Source organism: Actinoallomurus acaciae (assembly GCF_042429965.1).
Taxonomy (GTDB): domain Bacteria; phylum Actinomycetota; class Actinomycetes; order Streptosporangiales; family Streptosporangiaceae; genus Actinoallomurus; species Actinoallomurus acaciae.
The window spans coordinates 1-20,318 of the sequence record NZ_JBHLZP010000121.1; the positions used below are offsets into that span (position 1 = coordinate 1).

A 20,318-nucleotide genomic window follows, 5' to 3' on the forward strand; every position below is an offset into this window, starting at 1 on the left:
GGCCGGCCCGCGCCGTACACCGCGCCCAGCGCGGCGGCTTCGAGGGTGTCGCCGACCGCCGTGCCGGTGCCGTGCGCCTCGACGTAGCCGACCGTGTCCGGCTCGACCCCCGCCTGCCGCAGCGCGCGGCGCATCACGTGCTCCTGCGCTCCGCCGCACGGCGCCATGATGCCCGCGGTGCGGCCGTCCTGGTTGACCGCGCTGCCGAGGACGGTCGCGAGGATCCGGTCCCCGTCACGTACGGCGTCGGTGAGCCGTTTCAGCACCACGACCGCGGCGCCCTCGCCCCGTCCGTACCCGTCGGCGGCGGCGTCGAACGACTTGCTCCGCCCGTCCGGCGCCAGCGTGCCCGCGGCGTCCAGGGTCAGCGTCTCGCCGGGGGACAGGATGAGGTTGACCCCACCGGCCAGCGCCACGTCGGTCTCTCCGGCCCGCAACGCCTGCGTGGCCAGGTGGACGGCGACCAGCGACGCCGAGCACGCGGTGTCCACCGCCATGCTCGGGCCGCGCAGGTCCAGCGCGTACGACACGCGGTTGGCCACGGCGCAGGTCGCGGCGCCGATCCCGGTCCAGGCCTCGATGTCGGGCAGGTCCTCCAGGAGCCGGTGCCCGTAGTCGCCGGTGCAGACGCCGACGTACACGCCCGCGTCCGTGCCGGCCAGCGCGTCCGGCGACACTCCGGCGTGCTCCAGCGCCTCCCACGCGGTCTCCATCACGAGGCGCTGCTGCGGGTCCATCAACTCGGCCTCGCGCGGCGAGAGCCCGAAGAACTCCGCGTCGAAGTCGGCCACCCCGTCCAGGAATCCGCCACGCGGGACGGTACGGCGGACCGCCGCCGCGTACGACGGGCCGCGGTCGGCGTAGTCCCGCCAGCGGTCGGCGGGCGCCGGCCCGCTGGCGTCCCGCCCCTCGCGCAGCAGGTTCCAGTAGGCGTCCGCCGAGTCGGCCCCACCAGGCAGGCGGCAGCCGATCCCGATCACCGCGATCGCCGGCCGGTCCATCACGCATCACCTCCCCGCGTCCGCGACCACACGGGCGACTCGAGAATTTCCACGACGGCGGCCGAGATGGTCACGCCGGGTCCGTAGGCGAACATCAGCAGGTGGTCGCCGGGTCCCAGGCCGCCACGGCGGACCAGGTGCTCCAGGGCGATGATCTGGTCGCTGGCCCCGCAGTGGCCGAGGGTACGGCCGAACTCCCAGGTCGACCGGGATCCCGGAATGCCCAGCCGGTGCTCGCAGATCTGGTCGGCGATCTCCCGGGAGGTGTTCATGCACGCCACCCGGGTCACGTCGCCCGCCTTGATCCCGGCCTCGGACAGGGCCTGGTCGATCACCTCGGCCATCCGTTCGTCCAGGGTCACCAGCACCCCGGTCCCGTCGCCCTCGACGATCGCGCGCCGCCGGAACACGTCGTTGTGCGCGGCGAAGTCCACCGTGCGGCCCTCGGTGACGCCGGGCGGGAACAGCGGTTCGGCGCAGCGGTGCATCTCCTCGGCCTGCGACACGGAGGCCGTGCACACCGACCCCAGCCGGGCGAACCCCGGCTCGGTGTCGAGCACGACGGCGCTGGCGGCGTCACCGGCGACGGCCCCGGGCAGCATCCGCCACCGGTCCACCAGCGGAGTGCCGTAGTTGTCGGCGGCGACCAGGAGCGCGGCCCGGCGCGCCCGTCCGGTCCGCAGGTAGCCCGCGGCCAGCTCCAGTGCGGTGAACATGCCGTTGCAACCCTGTTTGAGCTGGGTGGACAGGACGCCGTCGCCGACCAGATGGCGCTGCACGTACGACTGCGGCGGCCAGCCCTCCGGGCCCTGGTGCCAGGTCGAGGTGTACAGCAGCAGGTCCAGTTCGGTGGGGGACCGCCCGCTGCGGGCCACCGCGCTCCGCGCCGCGCGCAACGCCATCTCCGGCGCCGGGACGTCACCCGCCACCGCGACCGAGGCGAGCCCGTGCAGCTCGACCTCCTCGGCCGGATACCAGCCCGCCGCCACGGCGTGGTCCACGCCCACCGTCGCGGGCACGTACGTCCCGACGCCGCTGATGTACATGTCCGCCGTCTCCATGCCGCCTCCAGGACCGTTCCAAGTCGATGTGCGCACGTCGCTCAGCCGGGCCCGCCGGAGGCGTAGTCCCGTGGGACGTCGAGGATCCGGAGCACGGCGCAGGCCATGGTGGTGCCGGCGCCGAGCCCGACGAGCAGCACGTGGTCGCCGGCGGCCAGCGCCCCGCCCGCCAGCAGGTGGTCGAGGGCGACGAACTGGTCGCTCACCCCGAGGTGCCCGATCCGGGCGCCGTAGTCCCAGGTGGTGTCGGCCATGGTCAGCCCGAGCCAGTTGACCCCGCGGTGCTCCAGGTCGTCCCAGCGGCCATGGGGGAAGGCCACGCGCGCCACCTCGTCGAGCGTGATCTCCGCCTCCGTGAGCGTGCGGTCGACCAGCTCCAGCAGCGTCTTCTGGATCGCCAGCATGACCTGGGCGCCGTCCCCGGCGATCAACCGCTTGCGGAACTCCCGGTTGCGCTCGGCGAAGTCCAGCGGCCGGCCCACGGTCGCGTCCGGCGGGAACATCGGCACGCCGCCGTCGTTGACCGCCTCGGCCTCCGGCAGCACCGTGACGTTGATCGACCGCAGCTCGGCGAAGCCCGTGTCGGTGGTGACCAGCAGCGCGCACCCGGCGTCGCCCATGACGGCGCCCTCGATCATCCGCCACCGGTCGACCAGCGGCGTGCCGTGGTTGTCGGCGCCGACCAGCAGCGCGGTGCCGCCCGGCCGCAGGTACCGCGCGCTGAGCTGAAGCGCGCTGAACAGCCCGCAGCATCCCTGCCGCAGCTCGACGGCCAGCACGTCGCCGCCGACCAGGTGCTGCTGCAGGTAGTACTGCGGCTCCCAGCCCTCCGGCCCCTGGTGCCAGACGTCGGAGTACAACATGAGGTCCAGGTCGCGCGGTGACAGGCCGCCGGAGCGCTCGAACGCCTGCCGGGCGGCGCGGAGCGCCAGCTCGGGCGCTGGCACGTCACCGGCCACCGCCGCACCGCCGAGACGGAAGTACTCCACCTCGTCGGCCGGGTAGCGGCCCTCGGCGGCGGCCGTCTCGATGCTGACCACCGGTGGTAGATGGACGCCGATACTGCGTAGGTACAGGTCGGGTGTGCGCATCCGTCGATCCCTCCTTCGGCGACGGGGCCTGAGACTCGGGCCTCACCGGGCGTCGGACATCGCGGCCGGGTCCGCGGACCCGTCGCGGAGCAGCAGCATCGGATCGCTCAGCTCGTACAGCCCGCACATCGGCGGGCAGGCCTCGTAGCCGAGGAGCCGCTGGATGTCCTCGGGGTAGCCGCGGACCACCTCCAGCGGTACGGACAGGTACTGGTTCTCCTCCTGCCGGAGGTTGCCGAGGTCGTAGGCGTACGACAGGCCGGTGCGGGGGGCGTCGGACGCGTTGACGCCGGCGCCGTGGTACGTGCTGCCGAGCCACAGCAGCGCGGAGCCGGCCCGCATCTCGGCGGGGGTCGCCTCGTCGTCGCGGGGTGCCCGCTCGTCGTCCCAGCGGTGGCTGCCGGGGATCACGCGGGTGGCACCGTTGCGCGCCGTGAACCCGCTCGCGGCGACCATGACCTGCACCCGGCTCTCCGGGCCCGGGTGGGTACGAAGGTGGGCCGTGTCGTCGCGGTGCAGCCCCTGGAGCGGCACCCCGGGCCAGATCTGGATCGCCCGCGATATGCCCAGCTGGATCGTCGGGACGAGCTCGACGCGCTGTTCGCCCAGCCAGGCCTTCACCGGGCGCTGCAGGAAGTGCCGCGCCGCGCCGAGGAAGTGCGGCTGCCGCATGATCGCGACCGACCGGGCGCTCCGGCGTACGAGCCCCGGCAGGATCCGGGTCTTCTCGCCGACCAGGCGTCCGTCGCCGTCCGCCTGGCGTTCCAGGTCCGGGTTCAGGTCGTCCCACAGGCCGCGGAGCGTGCCGGCGTCGACGAAGTCCTCGATGATCACTGCTCCGTCGCGGTCGACCACGTCGATCGCCTCGTCGACCGGGCTCGTCGCGGGCAGGGTGGTCAGCATGGGGTCACTCACTCCGGCCTCCGGGAGCGTACGGGCTTTCGTGGTCTCTCAGGTGGTCAGGCGGTCCGGGCCGGCGGGCCGAACCAGCGGGTGAGGGCGTCCGGGAGCGACGCCGGGTCGGCGGGCGTGCTCCAGGCGACGAAGCCGTCCGGCCGGATCAGCAGGGCGTCCGCCGGGGCGTCGTCGCATTCGGCGGTGACCACGTCGACCCGGTCGGACCAGGGCTCGGCGAGCGCCCGCAGCCCGGGTCCGGCGGCGAGGTCGAGCAGCAGGGGCCGCCCGGTGCGTTGCAGTTCCGCGACCCGTACGGTGCCGCCGGGGCGCCGCAGCAGCAGGTCCGGGCTGTAGCGCCCGACCAGCGGACCGGTGAGCGACGGGTCGCCCATGTCGTAGCCGATGTGCAGGTCGTCGACCAGGGCGGTGAGCTGCCGGTTCGCCTCATCGCGGAGCAGCAGTTCGGTGAACACCCGGCGCAGCGCGTCGACGTGGGGCCCGGGCCGCATCAACGCGATGGAGGCGCGCTGGATCTCCAGGGTCTGTGCGCCGATCGGATGCCGCTCGGAGGTGTAGGTGTCCAGCAGGTCCTCCCCGCATCGGCCTCGCGCGACCGCGGCGAGCTTCCAGCCGACGTTGACGGCGTCGCCCAGCCCGAGCCGCAGCCCTGGACCGCTCCAGTGCGAGTGGACGTGCGCCGCGTCGCCGACGAGCAGCACGCGCCCGCTGCGGTACGTCTCGGCCTGCCGCGCGTTGTCGGTGAACCGGGTGATCTTCTGGACCTCGGTGACCGTGACCTTGGTGCCGCTCAGCCGGCGCAGCGCCCCCTGAAACTCCTCGGGCGTGATGGGCGCGTCCCGATTCTCCGGTGGGCCGTCGAATTCGAGGGTGATGAACCGGGGCGGCCCCTCCTCGTACACGAGGAGACCGGCGTCCTTGCGGAACCATCCGGGCAGGTGAAAGTCGTGGTCGTCGATCTCGGCGAAGGCGCGGTAACCGGTCGTGATGCCGTCCGTTCCGGGAAAGGCGATGCCGGACAGCTTGCGGACCGTGCTCCGGCCGCCGTCGCAGCCGGCGAGCCATTCCGTCTCCAGCCGGTAGGGCCCGTCCGGACCGTCGACGTCGAGACGGACCCCGTCATCGTCCTGGGTGAATCCGGTGACGGTGTGGCCGCGCCGCACCTCGACGCCGAGGTCCGCCGCGCGCCGCCCCAGGTCCTCCTCCAGCAGTTGCTGGGGCACCAGCAGGTCGGGGGACTCCGGGCGGAGCAGGAACATGGCGGCGAAGTGCCGCGCACCCGGGAACGCCTTGGGGTGCAGGCTGTCCGGGCGTTTCTCACCTGCGGAGATGCGGGCCCGCTGCTCGGCGGTCGGCGGCGTGATGGGCGTCTCGGCGACCCCCGTCATGAGACCGCGGCGGTCCATGATGTCGACGGCCCGCCCGGTGATGCCCTCGGCCTTCGGACGCCACTCGATCTCGGGCAGTCGTTCGAGCACCACCACCGGAACATCGTGGAGCGCCACCTCGCACGCGAGCATGAGGCCCACCGGCCCACCGCCGACAACAGCGACCTGTGCATCCCGAAAAGCCATTAACACCTCTGCTGGGAATTAACAATGAGCCTGCTGGAAGAGTCGTCGGGAGACTGCTGAAGAGCCGCGGCTTGCCAATCACAGGCTGGCAGCATTTGCGCACTCTGCGCGTTGACGCATGTGTCCGTTCGGTTAGCGCCGATGCTAATCGGACGGTTCAGAAATGGCTAGTGGTGTCATTTTTTCGATTCGTCATGCATAATCTTCGGCGCTGACGATCATTGGCGTGCCGGGCGCTGCCCGGTACCCGGGCGGGAGGTTGCCGGATGAGCGACGGTCGGATGCCCGAGCCCTTGGAGACCGACCGGCCCACCCCCTTCGATCCACCCGTCGAGCTGCGGAGGCGTGCCCCGCTCAGCCGGCTGGCCTACCCCGACGGGCACGTCGGCTGGGTGGCCACCGGGTACTCCGTCACCCGGGCCATCCTGGCGGATCCGCGCTTCAGCACCCGGCGCGAGCTGCTGCACCAGCCGGTCGGCCACGAGCGCGCGCACGAGCGGCCCACACCGGCGGAGCCGGGCATCTTCCCGCACATGGACCCGCCCGAGCACACCCGGTTCCGCCGCCTGCTGAGCCGCCACTTCGGGCCCCGGCGCGTCGCCGAGCTGACGCCCGCGATCCGCCGGTACACCGCGGAAGCGCTCGACGACATGGCGAACGGCGGGTCGCCCGCCGACCTCGTCGGCTCGTTCGCGACGCCGGTTCCGGCGCTGGTGATCTGCGAGCTGCTGGGAGTGCCGGCGGAGGACCGGCACGCGATCCAGGCGGCGACCGCCGTGATGAACGACCTGGAGTCGACCCCGGAGGCGGCGGTCGAGGCCGTGATGTCGATCACAGGGACGGTGCGGGGCCTCCTCGCGCGCCTGCGCGCCGGTCCCACCTCGCCGGAGGAGGGGCTGCTGGCGCACGCCGTGGCGACCGGCGACCTGAGCGACGACGAACTCACCAACCTCGGGATGGTGCTGCTGGCCACCGGCCACCTGCCCACGTCGAGCATGCTCGCGCTCGGGGCGTTCGTGCTGCTGACCGAGCCGGCCGAGCGCGCCCGCCTGACCGCGGACCCCGAACTCGCCGAGCGGGCGGTCGAGGAGCTGCTGCGGTACCTGTCGATCCTCCAGTTCGACGTACGCCGAACCGCACTGGCCGACGTCGAGATCGACGGCCAGGTCATCGCGGCGGGTGAGACGGTGGTGCTGGCGCTGCCGGTGGCGAACCGGGACCCGGGACGCTTCCCCGACCCGGACACGCTGGACCTGGGACGTTCCGCGACCGGGCACCTGGCGTTCGGGCATGGTATCCACCAGTGTCTCGGGCAGCACCTCGCGCGTGCCGAGCTCCGCATCGCGCTGACCGCGCTCTTCGAGCGCTTCGCGGATCTGCGCCTGGCCGTTCCGGCGGCCGAGGTGCCGACCCGCGAACGCATGGCGGTGTACGGAGTGGACCGGCTGCGAGTCGCCTGGGGCGCCGTACCGGCGGAGGGATAGGGAGGATCATGCGTTACAGGACCTTGGGCGACTCGGGCCTTCGGGTGTCGGTGGTCGGGCTGGGCTGCAACAACATCGGCGGGCGGATCGACCTCACCCGTACGAGGGCGGTGGTGGACGCGGCGATCGACGAGGGGGTCACGCTCTTCGACACCGCCGAGTCGTACGGGGCGCCGGCGGGCGCCTCCGAGGAGCTGCTCGGCGAGGCGCTGGCCGGACGGCGGGACCAGGTGGTGCTGGCCACCAAGTTCGGCAGCCGCGGCAACCGCCCCGACTACGGGCAGGGCGAGGCGCGCGGAGCGCGGAGCGCTCGGCGGCCGGTCGTACATCCGGCGGGCCGTGGAGGGGTCGCTGCGCCGTCTGCGTACCGACCACATCGACCTGTACCAGTACCACTTCCCCGACGGCGTCACCCCGGTCGAGGAGACCCTCGACGCGCTGACCGAGCTGGTGCGTGAGGGCAAGGTGCGCTACATCGGCAGCTCGAACTTCGGCGGCTGGCAGATCGCCGAGGCCGCGCACGTGGCCCGCGAGCGAGGATGTGCGTCGTTCGTGTCGGCGCAGAACCACTGGTCGCTGCTGGAGCGGGGCGCCGAGCGCGAGGTGGTGCCGGCGGCCCTGCACTACGGGGTCGGCGTGCTCCCGTACTTCCCCCTGGCCCACGGCCTGCTGACGGGCAAGGTGCGCCGCGGGCAGGAGCCGCCGGCCGGAACCCGGCTCGCGGAGCGCTCGCACCTCGTCACGCCGGAGAGGCTGGACCGGGTGGAGGCGCTGACGTCCTGGGCCGAGAAGCACGGCCGGTCGCTCCTGGACGTGGCCATCGGCGCGCTGGCCGCGCTGCCCGGCTGTGGGTCCGTGATCGCCGGTGCGACCCGCCCGGAACAGGTCCGGGCCAACGTCGCCGCCGGCGACTGGGAACCGACCGCCGGGGAGCTGGCCGAGATCGCCGCGCTGGTGCCGCTCGACTGATGCCCTACCAGGTGACGGGCATCGCGTGCAGCCCGAACAGCCCGGAGTCGTAGGCGAAGGGCAACGCGTCGAGCGGGGCCGCCAGGCGCAATGTCGGTATCCGGGTCAGCAGGGTGCCGTAGGCGATCTCCAGCTCGGCGCGGGCGAGGTTGTGGCCGACGCACTGGTGCACGCCGTGGCCGAAGGCGAGATGGTGGTGCGCGGACCGGCGGACGTCGAACGCGTCGGGGTTCTCGAACGCCCGCTCGTCACGGTTGGCGGACGCGGCCAGCACCGTCAGCCGGTCGCCGGCCCGGACCCGTACACCGCCGATGTCGAGGTCGTCCGCCGCCGCCCGGTCGAAGCTGACCCAGTCCTGCACCGAGTGGAACCGCAGCAGCTCCTCGGCCGCACCCGGCAGCAGGCCCGGATCGGCGCGCAACGCGGCGAGCTGCGCCGGGTGCTCCAGGAGCGTCACCACGCCCAGCGAGATCATGTTCACCGGTGACTCGTAGCCCGCGAGCAGCAGCAGGAACCCCATGTTGATCAGAGCGTCGACGGTCAGCTCCCCGGTGGGCAGGTGCCGGGCGGCCAGCCGTCCGATGAGGCCGTCTTGCGGTTCGCGCTCGGCGCGGCGGATGAGCTCGCGCAGATGGCCGCGGAGGTCCCGGGACGCCTGGGGCGCCCGCGGGTCGAGGCTCATCACCGACAGCATCCGGAGCCGCGACTCGAAGAACTCGCGATCACCGGCCGGGACGCCGAGCAGCTCGCAGACGACGCGCGCCGGAACCGGGCGGGCGAACGACTCGACGAGGTCGGCGGGCGGCCCGGCCTCCAGCATCGCGTCGATGGCCGCGTCGACGATGCGCTGGATGCGCGGCCGCATGGCGGCCACCGGACGGGCCCCCAGCTCGGAGATCAGCAACCGCCGGTACCGGCCGTGCTCCGGGGGATCCATGTCGACGAAGAACCCCTCGTCGGGCCGATCGTCGTCGGGCCCCCGCGGCCGTTCGGGCCGCCCGGTGTTCGAGCTGATCCGGGGGTCGCTGAGGATCTGCCGCGCCTCGGCGTGACGGGTGACCGCCCAGACCGGCACGCCGTTGGGAAGCGTGGCGCGGACGAGGGGCCCGGCGGCGCGCATCCGCCGATATTCGTCCGGCGGAGCGAACGGGCAGGTCCGCTCCATCGGGAAGCCGGGTGGAGCGACCATGTCCTGCTCGGAAGTGCTCATCACGGTTCTCCCTAGGCGCGCGTCCCAGGATGCCGCCGCGGCGCGGGCGGTGTCCAGAGTTGAGGGAGGCGTGAGGCGTGGAGTCACGGAGTCGTGGGTATCCAGAGGCCGTGGAGGCGCGAGCCGTGCCCGGAGACCGCGGAGGCGGCCGGGCCGCGGCGACGGGCTTCCGTCCGGGCGGGTCCTGTGCGGGCGGGGGTGGCTCACTCACATCGGGATCGGTTGCCGGTATCCTGTGGTCTCTGCGGGGCCGAAAGGTCTCCGCGCGGCGGTGGGGCTTGCCGTATCCGAACCGCGGCACTGGTGTCGCCAACGGTCCCTGCTTGTGACGGTGTACGCCCGCGCACTCAGGCGGGCGTCTCGCGAGTAGGGAGACCGGTACGCATGACGGCGCCCGACAACCGGGTCCAGGAGCCCATCGACCCTGACATCGATCTGACGATGCGCACGCGACGACGTGAGCTGAACCGCGAACAGGCGCCAGTGGTGGCCGTCGTCGCGATCGGCGGCGCGCTCGGTTCCGCCGCACGCTACGGCGCCGGGCTGATCTGGCCGACCCCGCCGGGGTCCTTTCCGTGGACGACGCTGGGGATCAACGCGCTCGGTTGCGCGATCATCGGCGTGTTCATGGTGGTCATCACCGAGGGGTGGGCGGTGCACCGGCTGGTACGGCCGTTCGTCGGCACCGGGGTACTGGGCGGCTTCACCACCTTCTCCACCTACGCGGTCGACATCACGCACCTCATCGACGCCGGCCGCCCCCGTACCGCCCTGGGCTACCTCGCGCTGACGCTGTTCGTGGCACTCGGCGCGGTGTGGACGACGGCGGCCACCACACGTCGGCTGATCGCAGGGAGACGGTCATGACACGCCTTCACGGCACGGCGCTACGCCTGACGATCTTCATCGGGGAGAGCGACCGGTGGCATCACAAGCCCCTGTTCACCGAGATCGTGCACCGGGCGCACAAGGCCGGTCTGGCCGGCGCGACCGTCATCCGGGGGTACGAGGGTTTCGGGGCCTCGTCGCTGATCCACACCAGCCGGCTGCTGTCGCTGAGTGAGGACCTGCCCATCGTCGTCATCATCGTCGACGCCGAGCCGCGCATCCGGGATTTCCTGCCCGAGCTGGACGAACTGGTGACCGAGGGCCTGGTGGTGCTGGACGAGGTCGAGGTGCTGCGCTACACGGGCCGCGAGGAGACACGGTGAACTGGCTGCTCGTCATCGTGGGCGCCATGGTCGGGGCACCTCTGCGCTACCTCACCGACCGGGCCGTCCAAGCCCGCCACGACGCCCTCTTCCCCTGGGGAACGTTCATGATCAACATTACCGGCTGCCTGATCCTGGGCGTGCTGGCCGGTGCGGTCACGTACCACGCCGCCCCGGCCGGCGTGCAGCTGCTCCTCGGCACCGGCCTGTGCGGAGCCCTGACCACCTACTCCACCTTCTCGTACGAGACCCTGCGGCTGGCCGAGACCGGCGCGCGGTTCTTCGCCGCCGCCAACGTCGTCGCCAGTGTCGTCGCCGGCCTGGGAGCCGCCTTCGCCGGCACCGCCATCGCCGAGGCACTCTGGGCCCCCTGACCGCCGCCCTCCGCGATCACCGGGCCGTCGGCGTACGGCCGAGGCCCGGTTCGAGGGTGGCCGTGATCGCCGTGACGGCGGCCTCCGGATCACCCTTCTCCAGCGCGGAGAGAAGGTCGGCGTGGGTGCATGAGAAGTCGGGGAGGTCGGTCTCGTGGCGGACCATGTCGAGGAGCGTCTCCCGCAGCAGGGGTTGCGCGGCGGTGAACAGGCTCAGCAGCAGGGCGTTGCCCGACGCCTCGACGATCGCGCGGTGGAACTCCAGATCCGCATCGACGGCCGCGTCGTCGGGGTGCCGCTCCTGCCGCCGGTGCAGTCCCTCGCGGAGCCGGTCGAGGTCCTCCGGGCGGGCCCGCTGTGCGGCGAGGCGCGCGGCCTCGACCTCCAGGGCGCGCCGGACCTCATGGACCTCATCCGGCCGTGCGCCGCGTAGCAACCGGCGGACGTCGTCGGGCTCGGGTGTCGCCGTCGCGACGAAGGTGCCCGAGCCGTGCCGTACGTCGAGCAGCCCTTCGCGGGCGAGCAGGCGTACGGCCTCGCGCACCGAGGAGCGGCCCACGCCCAGGTCGGCGGCGAGCCGCACCTCGTTGGGCAGCCGGTCGCCGGGCCGCCAGTACCCCGTGCGCAACCGTTCGCGCAGCAGGCTCTCGACCTGGGGCACGACCGGCCCGTGCCGCAGTTCCACCACCCTCGCCACCTCCGCAGGGGACGGTAGCACACAGACAACAGAGGTCTGAGGACTTGGCGTACGGCCCGGATGGACCGCGTGCGGGCCGCCACGCGATGATGTCTCATGCGTTTGCACAGGTCACAAGCCATTCCACTGTTCGCACAGGTCGTGTTCCGTGACTTGTCAACACGGCCATGGGAGCGGTAGACAGTTGTGAGCCGGTGGTATCGACACCACGTCATCCAGCAAGATCACCGCAGGCCCGATCCCGGGCGTCTCGCGGTCCGTACATCAGCCAAGAAAACCTGGGCCGACGACCGGCCGGCGCTCTCTTCGGGGAACGCCGGGCGCGATCGCATCGACGGTAACTCTTTCCCCCACCGCGATGTCCCGGCCCGGGCAGGCGGCCACCGGCATCGGCGAGGAAGGGGGAACCTCATGGTCGCGGACTACACTCCACCACTGTTTTCGGCGTCATCGCTGCACACGGGCCCATGGCCGGTGCTGGAGGTGGCCGGCGAGATCGACCTGGCCACCGCGCCCCAACTACAGGACCATCTGATCGAGGTCATCGACGGCCACGACCGGTCGGCCGACCTCATCCTGGACATGACGAAGGTGGAGTTCTGTGACGCCAGCGGCCTGCGCGTTCTGGTGCGGGCCCATCGCTGGACCCAGCAGCGCGGGGGGCGGCTTCTCCTGATCTGCCCCGAAGGTCCGCTGCTGCGCATCCTGCGCATCACCACACTTACCAACCTGCTCTCCGTCCATCCGACCATGGAGCACGCTCTCGCCGACGAGTACGGGTGCGGCCGGTCGCCGGCCGCACGCAGCGCGGTCGGGTGAGCTCGTCGCGCCCGGGTGGACGAACCGAGTGAGCGGGCTCGTCCTCCGGCGGTGAATTGACTTCGAGCGCGCTCTAGAACTTAGCGTCGTGGCTCATGAGTTCTTCACGAGGGCGGAAGGCCCCGGCCGACGACCGTTCGCGGGACATTCCGATGAAGGCGCTGGTGACCGGCGGAACGAGCGGGTTGGGCCGCGCCATGGCCTCCGCGCTGGCCGAGGCCGGAGCGAAGGTCGCGCTGACCGGCAGATCCGGCGGGCGCGCGAGCTCGGTGGCCGCCGACCTGCCAGAGGCGGTCGGCATCGCGATGGACGTACGCGACGAGTCGTCGGTGGCCAGGGCGGTCGACCAGGCGTGGTCGCGACTCGGCGGCATCGACATGCTGGTCAACAACGCCGGGATCGGCATGCGGACGGTCAACCCGCGCTTCATGACGCACCCGCAGGGCTTCTGGGAGGTCCCGGCGGACGGCTTCCGCGCGGTGATCGAGACCAACCTGACCGGCTACTTCCTGGTGGCGCGCGAGGTCGCGCCGCGGATGCTGGCCGCCGGCGGCGGCCGCATCGTCAACATCTCGGTGAGCGATTCGACCATGCGCCGCGCCGGGTTCGTCCCCTACGGACCGTCGCGCGCCGGCAGCGAGGCGCTGTCCCGGATCATGGCCGCCGACCTGCGGGACACGGGCGTCACGGTCAACCTGCTCCTGCCCGGGGGCGCGACGGTCACGGGGATGCTGCCCCAGGACGCCGTGCCCGGCGGCCGGAGGTTCCTGGACCCCGCGGTGATGGGTCCGCCAATCGTCTGGCTGGCGTCCGGCGACGCGGCCGGCGTCCATGACGAGCGCATCGTCGCCGCCGAGTTCGAGCACTGGCTGCGCGCCAGGAACGACGGGCCCTGAGCCGGGACCGGCGACGATGCCTTCCGCGGGTGGCGTCAGCTGTCCTCGGCCTGGATCGGGTCGATCGGGATGGTGGGCAACCGGCCCAGGGCGCGCTGTTTCGCCGTGGCGGCCGAGAGGGCGGCGATCTCCTCGTTGAAGTTGCCCAGATAGGCGGCGTACGCGCTGGAGCTCGTCAGCTTCATGTCCGACTCGTCATTGTGGTAAAGCCCGTTCGCCGTGTAATTCGCCGAGCCGGTCATGACGATTTTTCGCCCGCTGACGCCGTTGTAGCGGCCGTTGATAAGCAGATACTTGTTGTGCGTGTAATACGAGGCGTAGCCGTCGGAGTTCGTGCCCTGAGTCGTGTCCCGCACGTCGACCTTGGATTTGGCCAGCGTCGACCGGACGCCCGAGGTGACCTGGTCCTTGGTGTAGATGACGGAGACCTTGCAGCCTTTGGACGCCATGGTCGCGAGTTGTTTCGCGACCGCGATCCGGTTGTCGCTCCACTGGTACATCGCGATGCGGACCTGGGTGGGATAGGTCTTCGAGCAGGTGACGAGCTTCAGCATGCCCAGGATCGTGTCACTGGCCCCGCTCGCCTTCGGCCAGTAGTACGACTTGGGATTGGACCCGTACGTCCAGTAGTAGTTTGTCCGGTGGGTTCCCGCCGCGCCTTTGGACATGTCGGTGAAGTTCTTCACGTACGCGTTGTACAGGCCGCTGTTGCCGACGACGGTGTAGCTGTTGTTCCAGGTCACCTCGGCCTGTACGGCCGTGGGGTTGGCGCTCGTCAGCGTCACGGTCGGCGTGCCGCCGCCGGAGAACAGGAAGAACTTGGTGTGCAGCCAGGACACCGGCTTGCCGCCCGAGTAATGGTGCGCCATGCACCCGCCGTAACACAGGACCGCGTAACTGCTCGCGCTCTTGGTGCTGACCTTGCTGCCCAGCGCGGCGACCAGGCGGTTCCAGAGGCCGTTCTTCGCGTGCTGGTCCATCAGGACCTTCACGTGAACACCGCGTTTGTGCGCGGCGATCAGAGCGTCGGCGACCTCGTCCAGGTCCATGCTGAAGACCGCGACCCGGATGACCGACCCCTTGGGGGCGGCGGCGATATTGTCCTCGATCTGCTGCATGATGGCGTACTGCCGGATGCGACCGCCCTCCGGGTCATTGAAAATCGCCCCGGGCCGGGGCGCGAACGCCGCGTCGGCCTCGCCGGTGCCCCAATAGCCGAGGCCCGTGGTCACGAGGCCGGCACTGGCGATCAGTGCGATGCTGCGCCTCTTCCAATCGGTCATGCATTCCCCTCAAACCGCCGCGACTCCACCTAGACGGACAGTAAGGGCAACACCCCTTACCAGGGCAATCCACTCGGACCTTAACAGCAAGTAAAATTCAGTCAACACAGGTCGCCTGGCAACAACGGGCCCGGCCGCCTCGAACCCGCCGCTCAGCCGAGTTCCCGGTCGATGAACTCGAAGATCTTCTCGTCGCTCGTCAGCTCGTCCAGGGCGGGCGGCTCCGCCGGCGTCTCCCTTCCGTCGTCATCGCCGTTGAGCCGGCCCAGGAGGTGACGGGCGATCTCCTGCGGCGTGGGGTGGTTGAAGACCAGCGTGGCGGGCAGCCGCAGGCCGGTGGCCTTGTTGAGGCGGTTTCGCAGTTCCACGCCCGTGAGCGAGTCGAACCCGATCTCGCGCAGCGGCCGGTCGGCCTCGATGGCCTCGGGGTCGTAGCCGGCGACCGCGGCGGCGGTGGCGCAGACGAGCCGCAGCAGCTCACGCTCGGACCACTGAACCGCGACGGGAACCGCCGCCTCGCCGCCGGGTGCCTGCGGCCCGGCCGGCGCGCGGAACTCGGGCAGGTCCCCGATCAGTGGCAGGGGCCTGCTGCCGGTGAACGCCGCGAACTTCTCCCAGTCGACATCGAGGACCACGGCCTGGGTCTCGTCCCGGTCGAGTATGTGTCCGAGCGCCGACGTGGCCAGGTCCGGCGGCAACAGGCTCATGCCCGCCTCGCGGAGCCAGGCCGCGAGGGTGTCGTCGGCCATGCCGCCTCCGCTCCACGCGCCCCAGTTGACCGACGTGGCGGGCAGCCCCTGGGCGCGGCGCACCTCGGCCAGGGCGTCGAGGCAGGCATTGGCCGCGGCGTAGTTGCCGTCCGTCGTGTTCGGCAGGATGCTCGCGATGGAGGAGAAGAGGACGAACGCCGATAGGTCGCGGTCCTTGCTGACCTCGTGCAGGGTGCGGGCGGCGGCGAGTTTGGGACGCAGGACCGCGTCGACCTGCTCAAGGGTCAGTGAACGGAGCGGCGCGCTGTCCACCACGCCGGCCGTGTGGAAGACCGCGCTCGGGTCGTACCGGTCGAAGACGTCCGTCATCGCCTCGCGGTCGGCCGCGTCACCGGCGAGCACGGTCACCTCCGCGCCGAGGTCGGTGAGTTCGGCGCGCAGTTCGCCGGCGCCGGGAGCGGACGGTCCTCGCCTGCTCAGGAGGATGAGGTCGCGTGCGCCCTGCCGGGCCAGCCACCGTGCGACATGCGCGCCGAGCGCCCCGGTGCCTCCGGTCACGAGGATCGTCCCGGTCGGCCGCCATGAGCGAGACCGCGGGGTGTCCTTCAGCGGCGCGCGTACCAGCCGCCGCGCGGACAGGCCGCCGGCGCGTACGGCCAGCTGGGTCTCGTCCGCGCCGAGCGCGGCGCACAGCATCGCACGCGACCTCTCGCCGGGCGGGTCCGGCGGCAGGTCGATCTGCCCTCCCCAGCGTTCCGGCGCCTCCGCGGCAAGGGTGTGGCTGAGCCCCAGGATCTGGGCCTGAAGGGGGGCCGCGAGAGCTTCGCCCGCCGTCACGGCGCCGCAGGTGACGAACCAGATACGGGTGTCCACCGCGGCCTCGTCGAGTGCTCTGATCAGCCGGAGGGTGTCCGCCGCGCCCTTCGTGACCAGCGGCTGCCGTGCGCTCGCGGACTCGTCGAGCGCGAGCAGGGACAGCACCCCGCCGAGCCGGCCGTCGGCCTGCGAGCCCACCTGATCGATGGTGACCGTACGGACGTCGGCGCCGTGTTCGGACAGAGCCTCCACGCAACCGGAGATCCAGGGGTGCTCGATCTCCGGCACCACCACCAGCCAGGTACCGTCCACGGCCTTCGGCTGCCAGGGAACGTCCGTCCAGACGACCCGGTAGCACAACGAGTCGATCAGCGCCGCCCGACCGCGTCGCCGTGACCAGGCCGACAGCATCGGCAGCACCGCTGTCACGGTCTCCTTCGCCGCCCCCTCCGCTTCCAGGAGCGCCGCGAGCCCATCGGCGTCCTGCCGGTTCACCGCGTCCCAGAACCGGTCCTGCGGTCCGGCCGTGTCCCGGATGACCCTGTCGACCCAGAAACGCCGCCGCTGGAAGGGGTAGGAGGGCAGGTCGATGCCCTCGGTGACCGCCCCGGAGAACCAGGGACGCCAGTCCACCGGTACGCCGTGGGTCCACGCCTGCGCGGCGCTGTCGAGCAGCTGCCCGGCGTCCCTGCGGCCGCGGCGCAGGGTGCCCACCGCCGTGCAATGAGCGTCCGGCGTCGTCTCGAAGATCTCCTCCAGCGGAACGGTGAGCACCGGATGCGCGCCGACCTCGATGAACGTTCCGTAGCCTCGGCTCATCAGCGTCCGCACCGCGGTCTCGAACTCGACCGGCTCCCGCAGGTTCCGGTACCAGTACTCCGGTCCGAGGGCCGCCGGGTCGGTCATCTCGCCGGTCACCGACGAGCAGAAACCGGCCCGCGCCGACCCCGGCTCTATCCCGGACAGGTCACCTACGATGCGCTCTTCGAGGACGTCCATGCTCGGCGAGTGCGACGCGTAGTCGACCAGTACGCGCTTGGCCCGCACTCCCGCCGCCGCGCACTTCTCGGTCAGCTCGCGCAAGGCGTCATTGTCACCCGACACCACGACCGAGCCGGGGCTGTTGACGGCCGCCACCGTCAGGCGCTTGTCCAGCAGCGCCTCCACGTCGACGCGGCTCATGCCGACGGAGACCATCCCGCCGCTGCCCGCCAGGTCGCGCAGCAGCCGGCCGCGCAGCACACTGACGCGCGCGGCGTCCTCCAGGGACAGGGCGCCGGCGACGCAGGCGGCCGCGATCTCACCCTGGGAATGGCCGACGACCGCGGCGGGCTCGACGCCCAGGGATCGCCAGGCCTCGGCCAGCGACACCATCACCGCGAACATCACCGGCTGCACCAGATCGGCACGCTCGGACAGATCGGCCCGCAGCGCCTCGATGACCGACCACCCGGCAATGGGTCTCAGCACCTCATCGCATTCCCGCATCCGCCGGTCGAAGGCGGGGAAGCGGTCCATCAGCTCCAGGCCCATCCCGGACCACTGCCATCCCTGCCCGGGGAAGACGAACACCACCTGGCCGCTTCGTGCGGTGCCGCGCAGGTCCGGGCCATCCGGGTCGGGAGTGATGACGGCGCGGTGGGGGAGGAGCGGCCGGGTGGCGAGTGCGGCGCCGATGCGTTCTGGGCTGATGTGGGGGTGGGTGTCGGCGTAGTCGCGGATCTGGGTGATTTGTTGGTCGAGGGCGGCGGGGTTGCGTGCGGACAGGATCCAGGGTGTCGGTCCGGGGCTCGCGGCGATGGACGGCGTGGGAGCGGGGGTGTGTTCGAGGATGAGGTGGGCGTTGGTTCCGGAGATGCCGAAGGAGGAGACTCCGGCGCGTCGGGGACGAGTGTCTTGTGGCCAGGGCATGGCACTGGTCAGGAGGGATATTCCGGCGTTCCAGTCGATGTGGGGTGAGGGCTCGTCGGCGTGGAGGGTTTTGGGGAGGATTCCGTGGCGCATTGCCATGATCATTTTGATCAGGCCGGCGATTCCGGCGGCGCTGGCGGTGTGGGCGATGTTGGATTTGACCGAGCCGATCCAGAGGGGTTGGTGGCGGCGTTGTTGTCCGTAGGTGGTGATGAGGGCTTGGGCTTCGATGGGGTCGCCGAGGGCGGTGCCGGTGCCGTGTGCCTCGACGGCGTCGATCTCCTCGGGTCGCAGTCCCGCGTTGGCCAGCGCCGCTCGGATCACCCGCTCCTGTGAGGGGCCGCTGGGTGCGGTGAGTCCGCTGCTGGCTCCGTCCTGGTTGACGGCGCTGCCGCGGATGACGGCCAACGGCCAGGACGGGATGGCCGTTGCGGTGGGCGTCCGACAGGCGCTCCAGCAGTACGAGTCCGACTCCTTCGGAGGGCCCGAACCCGTCGGCGGTGGCGGAGAACGCCTTGCACCGCCCGTCCGGTGACAGGGCTCGCTGCCGCGACAGCTCGACGAAGATCGCGGAGGACCCCATGACCGTCACTCCACCGGCCATCGCGAGCGAGCAGTCTCCCGTACGCAGGGACTGGCAGGCCAGGTGGATCGCGACCAGGGAGGAGGAGCACGCGGTGTCCACGGTGACGGCCGGGCCCTCCAGCCCGAACACGTACGCCAGCCGGCCCGAGGCCACACTCGGCATGTTGCCGGTGAACACGTATCCCTCGATGTCCTGCGGGGCGCTGCCGACGCTGGGGACGTACTCCGAGCCGTTGGCGCCGACGAACACCCCGGTACGGGTGCCGCGCAGCAGGGCCGGGTCCACTCCGGAGCGTTCGAACAGCTCCCAGGAGACCTCCAGGAGCAGCCGTTGCTGCGGGTCCATCGCGAGTGCCTCGCGGGGGGTGATCCCGAAGAACTCCGCGTCGAAGTCGGCGACTCCGGTGATGAACCCGCCTTCGCGTACGTAGGAGGTCCCCGCGTGGTCCGGGTCGGGGTCGTAGATCTCCTCCGGGTCCCATCCACGGTCGGCCGGGAGTTCCGACACGGTGTCGACGCCGTCGGAGACGACCTGCCACAGGTCTTCGGGGGAGGCCACGCCGCCCGGGTACCGGCACGCCATTCCCACCACCGCGACCGGCTCCCGCGACCGCGCGTCGGCCTCCTCTAAGCGCCGCACCTCACGCCGCAGCCGCTCGGCCTCCTTCACCGAACTCCGCAAAGCCCGTACAACCTGGTCGGTGTCGGCCATCGTCAGCTCTCCGCTCTCGGGATCAATTCCGGTCTTCGCTGTGAACAAGGCGGATCAGGTCATCGACGCTCATCGAATCGATCGCGGTGTCGCCGCCGGCGGCATCCACCTCGCCGTTGCCGGCCGGTTCGGCGGCGGTATCCGGAGCGATCCTGGTCCGGAGGTATTCGGCGAGGACGGTGGGGGTGGGGTGGTCGAAGATGAGGGTCGCGGGGAGTTGGAGGCCGGTGGCGGTGGCGAGTCGGTTGCGGAGTTCGAGGGCGGTGAGTGAGTCGAGGCCGAGGTCGAGAAGCCGGTGTCGGGGTCGATGTCGTTCGCGCTGTCGTGGGCGAGGACCGTGGCGGTGTGAGTTCGGGCGAGGGTCAGGAGCAGGTGGTGTTGTTCCTGGGCGGTCAGTCCGGTGAGTCGCTGCTCGATGGGGGCGGCATTGGTGTCGCTGTCGGCGGTGGGGCGGCCGGCGACGTGGACGAGGTTGCGCCAGAGCGGGGCGAGTTGCCCGGCGGCGGCCAGGCCGCGGAGCTTGGTGGTGTCGGTGAGGGAGACCATGAGCTGGGGATCGTCCGTGGAGCGGGCGATGTCGAAAAGGCGCATGCCGGTGTCGGCGTCGAGGGGGAGGGCGCCGTTGCGGGCGAGGCGGGCGAGGTCTTCGTTGGAGGTGGGCGCTCATGCCGCCGGTCCACATGCCCCAGGCGATGGAGGTGGCGGGTTCTCCGTGGTTTGTGCGGTGGCAGGCGAGGGCGTCGAGGAGGGTGTTGGCGGCTGCGTAGTTGGCCTGGCCGGGGTTGCCCATGATTCCGGCGGCGGAGGAGTAGAGGACGAATGCGGCCAGGTCGAGGCCGGTGGTCAGTTCGTGCAGGTTCAGCGCTGCCCGGGCCTTGGGCGCGAAGACGGTGTGGAGCTGCCGGGGGGTGAGGGAGGTGAGCGTGGCGTCGTCGAGGATGCCGGCGGTGTGGATGACGGCGGTGAGGGGGTGTTCGGCGGGGATGGTGTCGATGGTGT

16 protein-coding genes and 3 pseudogenes are annotated in these 20,318 nt (G+C 71.4%); 8 read left to right on the top strand and 11 right to left on the bottom strand.

The features are described from left to right. From ACFFNX_RS17985 to ACFFNX_RS18005, 5 genes are all read right to left on the bottom strand, one after another. On the bottom strand, nucleotides 1-1,001 hold a 1,001-nt coding region (locus tag ACFFNX_RS17985), incomplete at its 3' end, for a beta-ketoacyl [acyl carrier protein] synthase domain-containing protein (RefSeq protein ID WP_378202981.1). Further along, on the bottom strand, nucleotides 1,001-2,062 hold the full coding sequence (locus ACFFNX_RS17990; RefSeq protein WP_378202983.1) for a ketoacyl-ACP synthase III family protein: 1,062 nt from the start codon (nucleotides 2,060-2,062) through the stop codon (nucleotides 1,001-1,003). The genes ACFFNX_RS17990 and ACFFNX_RS17985, both read right to left, overlap by 1 nt. A 41-nt stretch (nucleotides 2,063-2,103) precedes the next feature. Next, complete coding sequence (locus tag ACFFNX_RS17995; RefSeq protein WP_378202986.1) at nucleotides 2,104-3,153, bottom strand: ketoacyl-ACP synthase III family protein; 1,050 nt, start codon at nucleotides 3,151-3,153, stop codon at nucleotides 2,104-2,106. A gap of 42 nt (nucleotides 3,154-3,195) precedes the next feature. After that, nucleotides 3,196-4,068, bottom strand: a complete 873-nt coding sequence (locus ACFFNX_RS18000) for a phytanoyl-CoA dioxygenase family protein (RefSeq protein ID WP_378202989.1) — start codon at nucleotides 4,066-4,068, stop codon at nucleotides 3,196-3,198. Nucleotides 4,069-4,112: 44 nt separating this feature from the next. After that, nucleotides 4,113-5,642: an FAD-dependent monooxygenase gene (locus ACFFNX_RS18005; protein ID WP_378202992.1), complete on the bottom strand. Its 1,530-nt coding sequence runs from the start codon at nucleotides 5,640-5,642 to the stop codon at nucleotides 4,113-4,115. Between the two features lie 266 nt (nucleotides 5,643-5,908). Here ACFFNX_RS18005 and ACFFNX_RS18010 point away from each other — a divergent pair, with 266 nt between their 5' ends. The 3 genes and pseudogenes from ACFFNX_RS18010 to ACFFNX_RS18020 all read left to right on the top strand — a co-directional run. After that, the gene (locus ACFFNX_RS18010; protein ID WP_378202995.1) at nucleotides 5,909-7,126 is read left to right on the top strand and encodes a cytochrome P450; all 1,218 of its coding nucleotides are present in this window, start codon (nucleotides 5,909-5,911) and stop codon (nucleotides 7,124-7,126) included. An 8-nt stretch (nucleotides 7,127-7,134) separates the two neighbouring features. After that, a pseudogene (locus ACFFNX_RS18015) lies at nucleotides 7,135-7,335 on the top strand (aldo/keto reductase); the annotation flags it as partial. Between the two features lie 109 nt (nucleotides 7,336-7,444). After that, a pseudogene (locus ACFFNX_RS18020) lies at nucleotides 7,445-8,095 on the top strand (aldo/keto reductase); the annotation flags it as partial. 4 nt (nucleotides 8,096-8,099) lie between these two features. Here the strand turns inward: ACFFNX_RS18020 and ACFFNX_RS18025 are convergent. Next, entirely contained in the window at nucleotides 8,100-9,305 is a 1,206-nt protein-coding gene (locus tag ACFFNX_RS18025; RefSeq protein ID WP_378202998.1) for a cytochrome P450, read from the bottom strand. Nucleotides 9,306-9,689: 384 nt separating this feature from the next. Here ACFFNX_RS18025 and ACFFNX_RS18030 point away from each other — a divergent pair, with 384 nt between their 5' ends. Genes ACFFNX_RS18030 through crcB form a run of 3 tightly spaced genes read left to right on the top strand, consistent with a single transcriptional unit; the run spans nucleotide 9,690 to nucleotide 10,890 of the window. After that, nucleotides 9,690-10,172, top strand: coding sequence for a fluoride efflux transporter FluC (locus ACFFNX_RS18030; protein WP_378203001.1), 483 nt, complete (start codon nucleotides 9,690-9,692; stop codon nucleotides 10,170-10,172). Further along, on the top strand, nucleotides 10,169-10,516 hold the full coding sequence (locus ACFFNX_RS18035) for a DUF190 domain-containing protein (RefSeq protein WP_378203003.1): 348 nt from the start codon (nucleotides 10,169-10,171) through the stop codon (nucleotides 10,514-10,516). Before ACFFNX_RS18030 ends, ACFFNX_RS18035 begins: the two co-directional genes overlap by 4 nt. Continuing rightward, nucleotides 10,513-10,890, top strand: coding sequence for a fluoride efflux transporter CrcB (crcB, locus tag ACFFNX_RS18040; RefSeq protein WP_378203006.1), 378 nt, complete (start codon nucleotides 10,513-10,515; stop codon nucleotides 10,888-10,890). Before ACFFNX_RS18035 ends, crcB begins: the two co-directional genes overlap by 4 nt. A 16-nt stretch (nucleotides 10,891-10,906) precedes the next feature. Here the strand turns inward: crcB and ACFFNX_RS18045 are convergent, their stop codons facing one another. Then, entirely contained in the window at nucleotides 10,907-11,587 is a 681-nt protein-coding gene (locus tag ACFFNX_RS18045; protein ID WP_378203009.1) for a FadR/GntR family transcriptional regulator, read from the bottom strand. A gap of 411 nt (nucleotides 11,588-11,998) precedes the next feature. Here ACFFNX_RS18045 and ACFFNX_RS18050 point away from each other — a divergent pair, with 411 nt between their 5' ends. Both ACFFNX_RS18050 and ACFFNX_RS18055 read left to right on the top strand, forming a co-directional pair. Beyond that, nucleotides 11,999-12,406, top strand: coding sequence for an STAS domain-containing protein (locus ACFFNX_RS18050; protein ID WP_378203012.1), 408 nt, complete (start codon nucleotides 11,999-12,001; stop codon nucleotides 12,404-12,406). Nucleotides 12,407-12,501: 95 nt separating this feature from the next. Beyond that, nucleotides 12,502-13,302, top strand: coding sequence for an SDR family NAD(P)-dependent oxidoreductase (locus ACFFNX_RS18055; RefSeq protein ID WP_378203015.1), 801 nt, complete (start codon nucleotides 12,502-12,504; stop codon nucleotides 13,300-13,302). 35 nt (nucleotides 13,303-13,337) lie between these two features. On the opposite strand, the gene ACFFNX_RS18060 is transcribed toward ACFFNX_RS18055, so the two are convergent. From ACFFNX_RS18060 to ACFFNX_RS18075, 4 genes and pseudogenes are all read right to left on the bottom strand, one after another. After that, nucleotides 13,338-14,585 carry a phospholipase D-like domain-containing protein gene (locus ACFFNX_RS18060; protein WP_378203018.1) on the bottom strand — a complete coding sequence of 416 codons (1,248 nt, stop codon included), beginning with the start codon at nucleotides 14,583-14,585 and terminating at the stop codon, nucleotides 13,338-13,340. A 152-nt stretch (nucleotides 14,586-14,737) separates the two neighbouring features. Then, nucleotides 14,738-18,430, bottom strand: coding sequence for a type I polyketide synthase (locus ACFFNX_RS18065; protein WP_378203021.1), 3,693 nt, complete (start codon nucleotides 18,428-18,430; stop codon nucleotides 14,738-14,740). Between the two features lie 88 nt (nucleotides 18,431-18,518). Next, nucleotides 18,519-19,319 (bottom strand): annotated as a pseudogene (locus ACFFNX_RS18070) (beta-ketoacyl synthase N-terminal-like domain-containing protein); the annotation flags it as partial. 22 nt (nucleotides 19,320-19,341) lie between these two features. Then, nucleotides 19,342-20,313: a beta-ketoacyl reductase gene (locus ACFFNX_RS18075; protein ID WP_378203037.1), complete on the bottom strand. Its 972-nt coding sequence runs from the start codon at nucleotides 20,311-20,313 to the stop codon at nucleotides 19,342-19,344. Nucleotides 20,314-20,318: the final 5 nt, after the last annotated feature.

What these genes read in the sequence shown, in the direction of transcription:
- ACFFNX_RS17990 (WP_378202983.1), bottom strand. Translation starts at nt 2,062, where the DNA reads ATGGAGACGGCGGACATGTACATCAGCGGCGTCGGGACGTACGTGCCC.
- ACFFNX_RS17995 (WP_378202986.1), bottom strand. Translation starts at nt 3,153, where the DNA reads ATGCGCACACCCGACCTGTACCTACGCAGTATCGGCGTCCATCTACCA.
- ACFFNX_RS18005 (WP_378202992.1), bottom strand. Translation starts at nt 5,642, where the DNA reads ATGGCTTTTCGGGATGCACAGGTCGCTGTTGTCGGCGGTGGGCCGGTG.
- ACFFNX_RS18010 (WP_378202995.1), top strand. Translation starts at nt 5,909, where the DNA reads ATGAGCGACGGTCGGATGCCCGAGCCCTTGGAGACCGACCGGCCCACC.
- ACFFNX_RS18025 (WP_378202998.1), bottom strand. Translation starts at nt 9,305, where the DNA reads ATGAGCACTTCCGAGCAGGACATGGTCGCTCCACCCGGCTTCCCGATG.
- ACFFNX_RS18030 (WP_378203001.1), top strand. Translation starts at nt 9,690, where the DNA reads ATGACGGCGCCCGACAACCGGGTCCAGGAGCCCATCGACCCTGACATC.
- ACFFNX_RS18035 (WP_378203003.1), top strand. Translation starts at nt 10,169, where the DNA reads ATGACACGCCTTCACGGCACGGCGCTACGCCTGACGATCTTCATCGGG.
- ACFFNX_RS18050 (WP_378203012.1), top strand. Translation starts at nt 11,999, where the DNA reads ATGGTCGCGGACTACACTCCACCACTGTTTTCGGCGTCATCGCTGCAC.
- ACFFNX_RS18055 (WP_378203015.1), top strand. Translation starts at nt 12,502, where the DNA reads ATGAGTTCTTCACGAGGGCGGAAGGCCCCGGCCGACGACCGTTCGCGG.
- ACFFNX_RS18060 (WP_378203018.1), bottom strand. Translation starts at nt 14,585, where the DNA reads ATGACCGATTGGAAGAGGCGCAGCATCGCACTGATCGCCAGTGCCGGC.